The sequence below is a fragment of the Kordia sp. genome, from assembly GCF_022447245.1.
Classification (GTDB): Bacteria; Bacteroidota; Bacteroidia; order Flavobacteriales; family Flavobacteriaceae; genus Kordia.
In genome coordinates this window covers 36092-50223 of record NZ_JAKVBC010000038.1, presented here as the reverse complement: position 1 = coordinate 50223, position 14132 = coordinate 36092, and the positions used below count along the sequence as shown (strand labels likewise).

General features: G+C 33.1%; 12 protein-coding genes. 10 read left to right on the top strand and 2 right to left on the bottom strand.

What is annotated here, in order from left to right; genetic code table 11:
• Positions 1-111 precede the first annotated feature (111 nt).
• Positions 112-462: a transposase gene (locus MK119_RS20385; protein ID WP_290682826.1), complete on the top strand. Its 351-nt coding sequence runs from the start codon at positions 112-114 to the stop codon at positions 460-462.
• Positions 463-476: 14 nt separating this feature from the next.
• The gene (locus MK119_RS20380; protein ID WP_290682825.1) at positions 477-899 is read left to right on the top strand and encodes a helix-turn-helix domain containing protein; all 423 of its coding nucleotides are present in this window, start codon (positions 477-479) and stop codon (positions 897-899) included.
• Between the two features lie 245 nt (positions 900-1144).
• Here MK119_RS20380 and MK119_RS20375 read toward each other — a convergent pair whose 3' ends face one another.
• Together MK119_RS20375 and MK119_RS20370 are read right to left on the bottom strand one after the other, a co-directional pair.
• Entirely contained in the window at positions 1145-2473 is a 1329-nt protein-coding gene (locus tag MK119_RS20375; protein WP_290682823.1) for a HAMP domain-containing sensor histidine kinase, read from the bottom strand.
• A complete protein-coding gene (locus MK119_RS20370) occupies positions 2474-3844 on the bottom strand; it encodes a sigma-54 dependent transcriptional regulator (RefSeq protein ID WP_290682820.1) in 1371 nt (456 codons plus the stop codon).
• Positions 3845-4007: 163 nt separating this feature from the next.
• On the opposite strand from MK119_RS20370, the gene MK119_RS20365 reads away from it, so the two are divergent.
• The 8 genes from MK119_RS20365 (at position 4008) to trxB (ending at position 14084) form a co-directional block, all read left to right on the top strand.
• Complete coding sequence (locus MK119_RS20365; protein ID WP_290682818.1) at positions 4008-5252, top strand: HlyD family efflux transporter periplasmic adaptor subunit; 1245 nt, start codon at positions 4008-4010, stop codon at positions 5250-5252.
• A 162-nt stretch (positions 5253-5414) separates the two neighbouring features.
• Positions 5415-6116 (top strand): ABC transporter ATP-binding protein, encoded by a 702-nt coding sequence (locus MK119_RS20360; RefSeq protein WP_290682816.1) that lies wholly within the window; start codon positions 5415-5417, stop codon positions 6114-6116.
• 39 nt (positions 6117-6155) lie between these two features.
• Entirely contained in the window at positions 6156-8570 is a 2415-nt protein-coding gene (locus MK119_RS20355) for an ABC transporter permease (protein WP_290682814.1), read from the top strand.
• 1 nt (position 8571) lies between these two features.
• On the top strand, positions 8572-10968 hold the full coding sequence (locus tag MK119_RS20350) for an ABC transporter permease (RefSeq protein WP_290682812.1): 2397 nt from the start codon (positions 8572-8574) through the stop codon (positions 10966-10968).
• A gap of 238 nt (positions 10969-11206) precedes the next feature.
• Positions 11207-12013: a hypothetical protein gene (locus tag MK119_RS20345; protein ID WP_290682810.1), complete on the top strand. Its 807-nt coding sequence runs from the start codon at positions 11207-11209 to the stop codon at positions 12011-12013.
• A gap of 34 nt (positions 12014-12047) precedes the next feature.
• The gene (locus MK119_RS20340) at positions 12048-12650 is read left to right on the top strand and encodes a hypothetical protein (RefSeq protein WP_290682808.1); all 603 of its coding nucleotides are present in this window, start codon (positions 12048-12050) and stop codon (positions 12648-12650) included.
• An 11-nt stretch (positions 12651-12661) separates the two neighbouring features.
• Positions 12662-12931 carry a hypothetical protein gene (locus MK119_RS20335; protein ID WP_290682806.1) on the top strand — a complete coding sequence of 90 codons (270 nt, stop codon included), beginning with the start codon at positions 12662-12664 and terminating at the stop codon, positions 12929-12931.
• A 181-nt stretch (positions 12932-13112) separates the two neighbouring features.
• Positions 13113-14084: a thioredoxin-disulfide reductase gene (trxB, locus tag MK119_RS20330; RefSeq protein WP_290682804.1), complete on the top strand. Its 972-nt coding sequence runs from the start codon at positions 13113-13115 to the stop codon at positions 14082-14084.
• Positions 14085-14132 lie beyond the last annotated feature (48 nt).

The window sequence follows — 14132 nt, the reverse complement described above, 5'->3', positions numbered from 1 at the left end:
TGTAAATTTTCAGATAAAAGTGGACTAGTTAAAGGATATTAATATAGGAGAGTTTAATATCTTCAAAGCATGCTTTGAAGATATTGTAAAATCCTTAAAAAAGTTCACACCATGACACAAAAAAAACGCACAGCCAAAGCTGTCATCAAAGACATTAAACGTCAAACTAGCAGTAAGTTTTCCTCTGAGGAGAAAATCCGTATTGTAGTAGAAGGTTTAAAAGGAGAAGAAAGTGTAGCAGCGATCTGCCGCAGAGAAAACATAGCTCCTTCATTATTCTATAAATGGAATAAAGACTTCCTTGAAGCTGGTAAGAAACGCCTGTTGGGCGATGCTATGCGCGAAGCCAACACTAGTGAAGTAAAAGCACTTCGAGAAGAAAACAGAGATTTAAAAGAGGTCGTTGCAGAACTGACTTTAAAGAATCGTGTATTGAAAAAAAGCTTGAATGGTCTCGGATAAAATTTAAGAAGTATATGCGATTTACTCAGGCAGAAAAATATGAGATCATCCAAATAGTAGAAGGTTCACAGATTGGTTGCAACCGAACCCTTAAAGAACTAGGAATCAATAAGAGTACATTCTACAAATGGTATGGTCAATATTTAAAAGAGGGAAATGATGGTCTAGCTCCTAAAACAGCAGTTAGAAATAGTTATTGGAATAAGATTCCTGATCAGGTAAGAAATCAAGTAATAGAGCTAGCTTTAGAGTTACCAGATAAATCTCCAAGAGAACTTGCCTATCATATGATAGATGTTAAGCACTATTATATATCTGAGAGTTCTGTATACAGAATACTAAAGAAACAAGGTCTTATGACATCACCAGCGCATATTTTAATGCAGGAAAGCAATGAGTTCAAAGATAAAACCACTAGAGTGAATCAAATGTGGTAGACTGATTTTACGTACTTTAAAATCATAGGATGGGGTTGGTATTATCTATCTATTGTTTTGGATGATTACAGCTGTTATATCATTCATTGGGAACTATGTTCTGCTATAAAAATAACAGCTCTTAAACCGTATTCGCAAGATTTTGAAAACATACTCATGATATTATGGAACAAAAATATAAACTATTTATTATTAAAGATAAATTTATCCGTTATAAAATTAACATCTTACTTTTAAAAAGTATTTTAAGTATTCTGAAAGCTTAAGGTAAAGGTTGTTACTCCATTTTCAGATTTAAAGAATATCGTGCCATCGTGGGCTTCTACGATGCTTTTGGTCAAGGTTAATCCAATTCCAGAACCTTCTTTTCGTGTGGTGAAATACGGAACGAAAATATTGTTTTTAATCTTCTTAGAAATTCCAATTCCATTGTCGGAAACAATTAGATGTACACGATTATTGTCAGAACTAGCATGCACGGTTATTTCTGGTGAGGAAGCATCGTTTAGTGCGTACAAACAATTCGAGATTAAATTAATGACAACTTGTTCTAATTGCTGTTTGTCTGCTAAAAGCTGAATGTTTTCTTCGTATTGAAAATGAAGTTGTATGCCTTTTTCTTTAAACTCTTGTGAGAATAAATTAAGTGTTTGCTGTACTGTTTCGGTAAAATTGATTTCCTTTTTGTCGGGCAGTGGCAATTCTGATAATTGACGATAGGTATTTACAAAATTGTTCAAGTGTGATGAACGTTTTTTGATGATTTTAAGTCCTTGCGATAATTCTTCTAACGTATCTTCGTCAGGTTCGTCTTGCAAAAGCGAATCCAAATTTTCTGCCAAACTGCTAATCGGTGTAATGGTATTGATGATTTCGTGCGACATCACTGTCATCAGTTTATACCAAGATTCTTTTTCTTTCTTATCAATCAATTGTTGAATGGTTTCCATTGTAACCATCAAATAGTCAAATTCGTTGGTATGGGTAATCGAAGTTTTTAAGAAAAATGATTCTACTTGCTCGTTTACCGTTAAAGAAATAGTATGTTTTACGCGTTTCCACGGTTGTACGTCAATAATTTTAATGAGCGGTGTAATTTTATCTTTTAGCAAATTCCAATTGTAAAACTTTGGAATCTGGAAGAAATCTACAAAAGCTTTGTTCAACTGAAATACTTCAATGTGCCCTTTTTTACCCTTCCGGAGAATTAACACACCGATAGTTAAACTCTCAATAATATTTGTAAAAATGACTTGTTCGGAAGTATGCTGTTGGTTTTGTGTACGGTATTTTTCTTGAAGCTTTGCTGCTTTTGCATGCAAACTATTTTGTTGTTTTTCCGTAGAAATTTTATTCGAAAAGTCATCATTTAATAGACAATCAATTGTTTTTTCTATATCTAAAAAGAGCTTTTTTATATATTCAAAACATAAGAATACTTGAAAAATAAGCAATAATGTAAAACCAAAACCATTAATCACATATCCATTCTGAAAGAAATAATAGATGAGTATGGCATTCAAAGCAATAAGTACTATACGGATGCTGAGTTGTATGTAGATTTTTTTGCTCATTTAGAGATTGTGTTTTTCAAGTCGTCTGTACAAAGCAGCACGTGTCAATCCAAGATCCTTAGCAGCTTTTGAGATATTTCCATGGTGTTTGTCTAGCGCTTGTTGAATCAATATTTTCTCAGTTTCCTCTAAGTTAAGCGTTACAGGTGTATTTGTCGTCACTTTTCGTGAAGAAAAATGTAAATCTTCTGCTTCGATACTGGTATTTTCAGTAATAATTACTGCACGTTCTATGATGTGTTCTAACTCACGAATGTTGCCTGGCCAATTGTAATTTTCCAAAGCAATAATGGCACTATTAGAAATAGAAGTCAACTGCTTACGATAGCGTTGATTTAACTTTTTTAAGAAATGATTTGCTAATACTCCAATATCTTCTGTGCGTTTGCGTAATGGAGGTAATTGCAATTCAATCGTATTTATTCGGAACAATAAATCTTGTCGAAAGGTTTGTTCGCTCACCATTTCATGAATTGGTGCGTTAGTAGCACAAATAATTCTAGCATCAATTGGACGCTCGTTTCCTTCTCCCAAACGGGTAACTTTTCTGTTTTGAATTACCGTTAATAACTTGGATTGAAGATGCAAGGGTAAATTTCCAATTTCATCTAAAAAAATGGTTCCACCAGCGGCTAGTTCAAATCTTCCAAGTGTATCTTTGTGTGCATCTGTAAAGGCACCTTTGGTATACCCAAACAACTCACTTTCAAATAAGTTTTCATTCAAAGCACCTAAATCGACATGTATAAATGGATGGTTTTTACGTTCAGATTGCAAATGAATTTCTTTGGCAAACACATATTTACCAGTTCCGTTTTCTCCTAAAATCAATACATTGGCATCTGTTGGCGCTACTTTTTGGACCAAATTGATGGCTTTTTTCATCGCAGCAGATTTTCCTATAATATGTTCTGTTTGTTGGTGAAAGTCTTTATCAAGTTGCTTTTGAACCGTTTCTAATTGTGTAGTTTTTCGTTTCGAACGCGCCAATTCTACACCAGCATTTACAATACTATATAGCTTTTCTGTGTTCCAAGGTTTTAAGATAAAATCCGAAGCACCTTGTTTGATAGCTTCAACAGCAAGATTTACACTTCCAAAAGCTGTCATCAAAATCACAGTCGTTTCTGGACTAATTTCTTTGATTTGCTCTAACCAATACAATCCTTCTTTTCCATCTTCAAAGCCTATGCGGTAATTCATATCTAATAAAACCACGTCAAAAGTTTGAGAGGTAATATAATTGCTAATTTTCTTCGGATTGTTGGTAGTGATGATTTCGGTAAAATATTTCTTCAAGCTAATACGAGCCGAGAATAAAATATCATCATCATCATCAACAATTAATATGGAAGCTTCCTTTTTTCTCATACTACATAGTTAGTAAGATGTTTGATAATGAACAAAAAAATGTTCGAAAATGAACACTTGTAAAATCCATTTATTTTTTAAAATACTGAAAATTAGAGTGTTGTGAATTTATTTTTTCATGGCACAGGAATGGCACTCTATCTATCAAACAAATTAAAAAACGATGGACAAGCAAATTCAACCAAAAAATAAAAAAACGAAACGTATGCTGTTTTGGGGAATTCCAACGATTGTGCTAGCTGCTATTATATTTATGAGTGCTACACGTAAAAAACAAGTAAACTTAAACAGGGAAACCATTTCTATTAAAACAGTAGCAAAAGGTGACTTTGAAGATGTATTATTATTCAATAGTACTGTAGAACCAAAAAAGGCTGTATTGATCAATGTGATTCAAGGTGGGTCAGTTTCGGAAGTATTTGTAGAAAGTGGACAAACAGTAAAAAAGGGAGTTCCTTTATTGCGCGTGTACAATCCGAATGCAGAATTGAACTATTTAACGCAGGAAACGGCAATTGTAGAACAAATTAATAATTTGAGAAACATTCGCGTCACGATTAAGAATCAACAATTGAATTTAGACGAACAATTATTAAGTATCGACAATGCTTTTAAAAATGCAGAACGTCAGTACTCAATAGATAAACGTTTGTATAAAAAGGAAATTATCGCACGTAATCAGTATCAAACATCTGAGCAAGAATATAAATTTCAAAAAGAACGCAATGAAGTAATTAAAACGAAAGTGTCTAATGAAAAAAATGATCGCAATGTACAATTGGCACGTATTAATACTTCCGTGAGAAAGATGGAAGAAAGTTTAGAATTGTTGCGCAAAAACAAGGAAAACTTTATAGTCAAAGCACCAGCGGATGGTTTATTAGCATCTTTCAATCCAACTTTAGGGCAAAATTATAATCAAGGTGACAATATAGGAAAAATGGATGTTTTGGATGGCTATAAATTAATTGCAAAAGTAGATGAATATTATATTTCAAAACTTCGAGAAGATATTCGTGGAACAGTAACGATTGACGAAGAAAAATTGCCAATTCGCGTTTCAAAGATCGATCCTGAGATTGTGAAAGGTGGTTTTCAAGTAGAATTGCAATTTGAAACTGATTCTATCGCAAAGGGAATTCGTAGTGGAATGTCTTTAAAAAGCAAAATGTTTTTATCAAACAATAGCAAAGCACTATTACTTCCAAAAGGATTATTTTACCAAAGTACCAACGGAAAATGGGTTTTTGTATTAAATTCAGACAATAAAGCGGTAAAGCGTTCGGTACGTATTGGACGCGAAAATCCATTTTATTATGAAGTATTGGAAGGTTTAAAAGAAGGCGATCGAGTTATCACTTCTAGTTATGACGATTTTAAAGATATGGAAGAATTAAATTTAAATTAACAATGCTTGTATTTGTATATATTTTAATAGAAAAGCTTGTCTCATTATTTTAGTACATAACATCAATCAACACTTCAGATCCGCTCAGTGTGAAACGAACAAACGAATCAACAATAAAAACATCATCAAAAAACGAATAAACGAACAAACAAAAAACGAACAATGATTATATTATCAGATTTAACGAAAGTTTACAGAACAGAAGAAGTAGAAACCACAGCGATTCACAAGCTAAATTTAACGGTAAAAGAAGGAGAGTTTGTCTCTATTATGGGAACTTCAGGTTGTGGAAAGTCTACCTTATTAAACATTATTGGATTGTTAGATGCACCAACTTCGGGAAGTTATCAATTTGGAGATACAGAAGTCTCAAAGCATTCCGAAAAACAACGTGCTTTATTGCGCAAAGCGAATATTGGATTTGTATTCCAGAATTTCAATTTAATCGATGAGCTTTCGGTATATGAAAACATTGAATTGCCATTGATTTACAATAAAGTACCTTCTAGCGAACGTAAAAAACGTGTCAATGAAATTCTAGAACGTGTCGGAATTGCACACAGAGCAAAACATTTTCCATTGCAATTGTCTGGTGGACAGCAACAACGTGTCGCAGTAGCAAGAGCTTTGGTGACCAATCCAAAATTAATTTTAGCTGATGAACCGACAGGGAATTTGGATAGTAAAAACGGTAATGAAGTGATGGAATTACTGGCAGAATTGCATGCTTCTGGAGCAACAATTATTATGGTGACACACTCTTCGTACGATGCACAATTTTCAAGTAGAATTGTCATGATGAAAGACGGAGAAATCATCTCAGAAAAAACAAATACACGTGATATAGACGTGCTAGTTGAGTAACATAAATAATAAATCATTCATCAATAAAAAAACAACATTATGTTACAAACATGGATCAAAATATTTTTTAGAAACAGCAAAAAAAATTGGCTAAATCTCATTGTCAATATCTCAGGCTTAACGCTAGGCTTTGCAGGCTTACTAATTGTACTATTATACTTTAATGACGAAGAGAGTTATAATAAATGGGTTCCAGACAACGATCAAATTTATAGAGTAGCTAATACTTCAAAACAAAATGGAATTTGGCATGTGAGTACTGCTGCACAAGCAATTCTTTTTAAGAGTGATATTCCAGAAGTAGAAGAAACTATTTTGATTTCTCCTTTTTACAGAAGCCGTGTTCTTAGTAGTGGTGAAAAAAAAGTATACACAGAAAAAGCAACGGAAACAGAGCCAAATTTCTTCGATTTTTTTCCTTTTACAATTATAGAAGGAAGCATAGATAAATTTGCTGAAAACAGAAAACACATTGCCATTTCCAAATCGTTAGCTAAAAAGCTAGGAGGAAAACAAAGTGTGATTAATGAAATTGTAAAAATTGATGGAAACGATTATGTCATAGCATGTGTTTACGAAATACCAGGAAATGGGCATTATGAATCGGAATTGCTGATACAATTTAGTAAACCATTTGAATTGCACTGGGGGAATTTTCAGAACGAATTATTTTGCAGGTTTACAAAAGGAGTTACGCCAGATGTTGTACGCAAAAAAATGAATAATGTAATCATTGAAAAAAATGTAAAACCACAATTGGCTAAAAACAATATGACATTGGAAGAAGTAAGAGAGAAGTATGGTATCATGGAAGTCTTACTTGAACAATTGACAACGATTCGTTTACATAATAAAGCCAATAATGCAGGTCCTGGAGGGAAAGGGAATTACCAGCTATTACTTGTATTGTTAGGGCTGTCTATATTGTTAATCATTATTTCTTGTGTCAACTTTATCAACCTTTCCACAGCTTCTGCGAGTCAACGCGCCAAGGAAGTTGGTGTAAAAAAGACCTTAGGTTTGTCTAAAAAACAACTCATTTTTCAATATGTATTTGAAATTGTATTACAAGGTTTTGTCGCGCTTTTATTGGGATTGATCATGGTAGAGTTTGTATTGCCTTACTTTAATCAATTTATGGATAAGGAATTGACACTTTTAAATCCTCCCATTTTGATAAAATTGATTGGTGTAGCCATTATCACGTCACTAATTGTTGGTGCAATTCCTGCTTTATATCTTGCCAATTTTAAAGCTGTTGAAGTCTTAAAAGGAAATTTTTCAAGAAGTAAAAAAGGAGTTATTGCCAGAAATGTAATGCTGGGATTGCAATTTTTAATTTCAGGATTCTTTTTAATAGGTGTCTTGGTCATTTACTATCAGATGTCCTTTATGATCAACAAAGATCTTGGCTTTGACAAAGAACAAACCTTAGTACTAGATGTATTCAATATAAAAGATGAATATAAAAAGTATAGCTTACTCAAAGATGCTTTGGCAAAAGAAGAAAATATTACTGATATCACAGCGAGTATGTTTGTACCTGGCGATGGGTATGTAAACGGAACAGCTTTGCAGTACGAAGATAAATCCTTTAATGCAGCATCAAATTTGGTAGACTTTAATTATGTAGATTTTGCAAAACTAGAAGTGCTAAAAGGAAGAGCATTTTCTGAAAACTTCACTTCTGATTCAGTATCAAACATTATTTTAAATGAAACAGCCGCAAAACGTCTAGGAATTTATGATGATCCTATAGGAAAGCAAGTGCGTGTCGGTTGGATACGAGATGAAGATGATAGAACACTAGAAGTGGTAGGTGTTATAAAGGATTATCATTTTGATGGATTTGACGTAAAAATAGATCCGATGTTTTTAATTCACTGGAAAACATTTGACTTCTCTAAAGATTGGATTCCTGCCATACAATTTAAAGTGAAACCAGAAAACATTTCACAAACTATTGCCACGATAGAAGATTTCTGGAAAGAAAACATCGACGATAATTACCCTTTTGTATATAAGTTTTTAGACGAAAATTTTGCAAAAACCTATGAGAAGTACCAAAAACAACAAATCATGTTTTTAATTCTTTCTACAATCGTAATTATCATTTCTTTACTTGGCTTGTTTGCTTTAGCAACACTTACTATTCAGCAACGCTTAAAAGAAGTGGCTATACGTAAAACTTTAGGCGCATCTGTTAAAGAAATTATTTTTCAACTGGTCAAAAGCTTCTTAAAAATAACATTGATTTCAGTACTTATATTACTACCCATATCGTACTACTTGATGCAAAACTGGCTCGATAATTTTATCTATCGAATAGATATGCCGATTTGGCCATACATTATCACTCCAATTGTATTATTAGTTTTAGTATTTGCATTAGTAGGAGTAAAGGCAGTAAACGCTACCAAAATAGATTTAATTAAATACTTGAAATTCGAATAAGATGGTAAAGACTTGGCTAAAATTATTCTTTCGTAATAGTAAAAAGAACTGGTTAAACACTACCATCAACATTTGTGGTTTAACACTTGGACTGGTAGGATTGATTATTGTTTTGTTGTACTACAAAGACGAAAAAAGTTTCGATCAATGGAATACGCAAAAAGATATTGTTTACAAAATGGCGCATAAATGGGGAGATGGACAGATTTATGATGGAGCCACAAATCCCGAAGGAAAAACTGTAAAAGAAATAGTTCCAGAAGTTACAGACTATTGTTCGGTAAACTCAGGATACGATAGTCAAATATTACGTTACAAAGACCAATCGATCTATGCAACTAAAATTGGGCGTGCGAATGCAAACTTTTTTGAATTTTTTCCGCATTCAATTGTAAAAGGAGATCCAAAAACAATTTTGGCGACAAAAAATGCAATAGCACTTTCTACGGACGTAGAAAAACAGTTATTCGGTGAAAAAGAATCCGTAGGGAAAACCATCAAATATGGTAGAAGAGAATACATTGTTACTGGAGTATATGAATTGCAAAAACCTTCTGTGTATATGCCAAACGCAATGATACACAAACCTATAACAAAAAGTAAAAATTGGGGAGGATACGGAGTGTATACTTTTTATAAAATTCCAGTAGGAACTGATCTTGCTATTGTTGAAAAGAAAATTTACGATGTATATGTAGATAACTACTATCAAAAAGAAGCAACATCACAAGGAATTACGGTAGACGAATATGTGTCTATGCAAGGTTCTTATCCAATGTTGGAAAAGCTAACAGATTTACGATTACACGGTCAAGGCGATGATGGTATGGTAGAAGGAAAAGGAAATTACTTATTACTGGTCATTATGTTGAGTTTGTCCATTTTAATCATTGTAATTTCGAGCATCAATTTTATCAATTTGTCAGTGGCATCTGCTAGTCAACGTGCTAAAGAAGTTGGCGTAAAGAAAACGCTAGGTGTCTCAAAAACTGACTTGCAATTACAGTTTGTTCTAGAAATTGTAGTGCAAGGAATTATTGCAGTATTTATTGCTTTAATTATTGTGGAATTGCTTCTGCCTATATTCAATGCATTTATTAATAAAAATTTGAGCCTAAATAGCACAACCATCATTGTACAAGTGATTCTATTAGCTATCGGAATTGCTACTTTGATAGGATTTATCACGGCGTTATACGTGTCAAACTTTAAAACCATCAGTGTCTTAAAAGGAAATTTTTCAAGAAGTGGAAGCATGATTTTGGTGCGAAATGTAATGCTAGGCTTGCAGTTTGTCATTTCAGGATTCTTCTTCATTGGTGGATTGGTTGTATATGCACAAGTAGAATATATGAGTTCTAAAGATTTAGGATTTTCGGGAGAAGAAATCTTGGTCGTAGAATTCAATGATTCTCAATCAAGCAGAACCAAACAATATAAGTTGATCCAAAGCGTATTTCAAAACAATCCGAATATTGAAGACATTTCCTCTACGTTTTTAGTGCCTGGAGATGATAACGATATCTCTTTAGATGTAGCTTATAAAGATGTTGTTGTTGATGTAAAATTTATTCCTTTAGATTTTGGACACTTAGAAATGATCAACACAAAAATTGCCAAAGGACGTTACTTCTCTAAAGACTTTGCTTCAGATACTATCAACAGTATTATTTTCAACGAAACGGCTGCCAAACGTTTGGGAATGGCAGATGATCCTTTGAACAAAGAAGTTGGAATTGATGGAAAAAAATTCAATGTTGTAGGAGTTTTAAAAGACTATCATATGGTTGGATTGGATAAAGAAATCCGTCCGGCATTCTTTATGTATTATACAGGTTTCGATTGGGTTCGTGGTGCTATGAGTACCGTACAGTTTAAACTAAAACCAGAAAATAAAGAAGCCGCTTTGGCAGAAATTGAACGCTTTTGGACCAAGGAATTGGAACCTGGTTATCCATTTTCATTCTACTACTTAGATCAGTATTATAATAAAACACATGATATCTATAGAAAGCAGCAAACGCTATTTTTTATTCTGACTTTGGTCGTCATCTTCATTGCTCTTTTAGGCTTATTTGCGTTGGCTACATTGACCATTGAGCAGCGTTTAAAAGAAGTTGCTATCAGGAAGACATTAGGCGCATCAGTTAAAGAAATTATTGTACAATTGGTAAAAAGCTTTATCAAAATAACAGGAATTTCAATTATTGTTCTATTGCCAATTGCCTACTATTTAATGCAAAAATGGTTAGACAACTTTGCGTACAGAATTGAGATGCCTTGGTGGCCATTTGTCATTGCACCGATTATATTATTGATTTTGGTATTTGTGGTTGTAGGAATTAAAGCTTTTAATGCCACCAAAGTAGATTTGATTAAATATTTGAAGTTTGAATGATTCTAGGAGTTTGAAGCTTCATAAAGCAAATTAATAAATCCACGAAAAACAAAGTTTGAGAGTTTAACAATGTAGACTCTGATTTACAATTTAGAAAAAACATATTACTGAAACTCAAAACCCAAAACCAAAACCCAACTACGTATAAACCCTTGATTTTAAGATGCGCATTTGTCTAAGCTTTCAAATGCGCATTTTAAATTGTAAGTTTGAGGAACTGACCAAAATTATTAATCATATGGCTACTTCAAATCCAACACCGACGTTTACGCCAACAGGTTCTTCTAAATCTAAGACCAGTACCACCAAAACCTCCAGTGCTAATCAAACAGCCAATGAACCACCAAAAGGAATCTCCAAAGGTGTGTCAGATGAAACAATGATTCAATTCAAAAATGAGCTTGAAAATATGCTTTTGTATGCAATGAATAGTGGCAAAACGATCAATACAGATGTAAATTCGTTAATAGAAAGCGATAAGATAAGCGATTTGATAAATGCACATAATATTTTAATAAAAAATGTAGCACCAGCAACACCTAAGTCTATTGCGTATCTCAATATCGTTTCTAAAGGGAACAATAAAAAAAGTTTATTGACAAAATTGCCAATCATCCGAAACCTAATCATTTTGGCTATTATATTCTTGATTTTATTTATTGGTACTTCCTTATCGGATGAGGTAAATACTTTGTCGTTATCAAAAGGAATTTTAAGCAATAGCGGAAAATCTTTACTATTGAATATTCTGTTTCTGTGTGCAATTTCTGGGTTAGGAGTGATGTTTTATTTGTTGCGAAGTATTAGTGAAGGTATAAAGAACGCTACATTATTACCCGAACAAACCATTTATTACACCGCACTAATTATACTAGGAATTATTTCAGGCTTGATTCTTTCAGAAATTGTTTCTTCTTATAATGTAAATCAAGATTTGAGTATTTTCAATAATGCCGTTTTAGCGCTTATTGGCGGATTTTCTTCAGATGCTATTTTTAGTATTCTTCAGGGAATTATCAATAAAATAAAATCTATTTTTCAATAATAAACGAACACTAACCTTAATCCATAAAGAACAGATGAAATTTTTTATACGAAGTATAGCGATGGTCTTTGTTGTGATAAGTATTAATGCTTGTGCATCCATTCCTGCATCTACAGCAACCTTGTCACAAGAAGTCATTGCCGAAGCCTACTCAATGCACCAATTAAATATTGCATTGATCAATAAATTATTTGAAGAACGAAAAGGTAAAGTAGATGATTTTATGAACAACCAATACATTCCTTTATTTGTCAAAAACTTACAATCAAAAATACCTGCGGGAGTTGATATAAATTCAGAATTGACTAATATTTTAAAAAGTGTGATGCCAGTAATCAATAGAAAACGTGATTCGCTTCATAATCTATTGGATACACAACGCGATCAAATGGTGACGTCATTAAACACAAATTTCACTAACTATCAACAAGCAAGTGCAACATTACAAAATTTAATCACTTCAGCTGTAAAATTAAAACAAACAGAAGTCAATACATTGAATCAAATTCAGAATTTAAGTAAAACCAATTTTGATATAGGGAAAATACAAAAGCACTTAGACAGTTTATTGATTAAAACCGGAGATGGGTTTAACAAACTTCTCAACATAGAATCAGCAATAAAAGGAAACAACTAAAAAATAAAAATATGAGTGGTATACATTGGGATAGCTTGGCAAACCAAGCCGCATCACAAACAGACGCAGAATTTAAAACTACTATTGCAAGTTTAACATCAATGAGTATTTCAGAAGTAGATCAATTCATAAAAGAAAGTAAGATCACCAACGGAAATGCGATCAAAGTATTAAAAGAAATTAACGATGCAGCTGCTTCCAATTCCGCCAAAGCAGATGCAATTACAAACATCGATAATGGTGTAAACTTCTTGGTGAGCTTGGCTAACAAAATTGTATGAGGAATAGAAAAATCAAATAAAAAGATAAGAAAGCAACAATGTTAACAAGGCATTGTTGCTTTTTTTATGAGTTTAAAAAAAGATATCAAACACTTAGTAAATTTTGTTGATAAATTTATGTAAGGAATTCACAGAAAAAACTACTTTTGTTAAAAAGCGTTTAACAATTAGAAAAAAGAATATGTCAGATACAAATACAGCATTAGATTGTTTAATTATAGGAAGTGGACCAGCAGGTTATACAGCCGCAATTTATGCAGCAAGAGCAGACATGAAACCTGTAATGTACACAGGAATGGAACCTGGAGGACAGTTAACCACAACCACAGAAGTAGATAACTTTCCGGGATATCCAAATGGTACAGACGGAACTGCGATGATGGAAGATTTGAAAAATCAAGCAACTCGTTTTGGAACTGATGTGCGTTTTGGAGTGGCTACAAAAGTAGATTTCTCTAAAGAATTAGGAGGAATTCACAAAGTATATGTAAATGATGGAGCTGAAGAAAAAGAATTTTTAGCGAAAACGGTTATTATTTCTACAGGTGCTTCTGCCAAATATTTAGGTTTGGAAAGCGAAGAACGTTTAAAAGGTGGTGGTGTTTCTGCTTGTGCTACTTGCGACGGATTCTTCTACAAAGGACAAGATGTAATTGTCGTGGGTGGTGGAGATACTGCCGCAGAAGAAGCAACATATTTAGCTAAACTTTGTAAAAAAGTAACTATGCTTGTTCGTAGAGATGAAATGCGTGCAAGTAAAGCAATGCAACACCGTGTAAATGCTACAGAAAATTTAGAAGTACTTTACAATACAGAGTTAGATGAAGTATTAGGAAATATGGTTGTTGATGGTGTTCGTGTGGTAAATAATCAAACTAAAGAAAAATACGAAATTCCTGTAACGGGAGTTTTTATTGCTATTGGACACAAACCAAATACAGATATGTTTAAAGGAATTTTAGACATGGATGACACAGGATATTTGATCGCTGGAGCAAAATCTACAAAAACAAATGTTCCAGGTGTATTTGCAGCTGGAGATGTGCAAGATAAAGAATACCGTCAAGCAATTACTGCCGCTGGTACTGGTTGTATGGCTGCATTAGATGCAGAACGTTATTTAGCGTCTATAGAAGATGTAGTAGAAGCATAAAACGATTAAATTGGATACTTTTCTCAGTTGAAAAATGTATTCATAAAA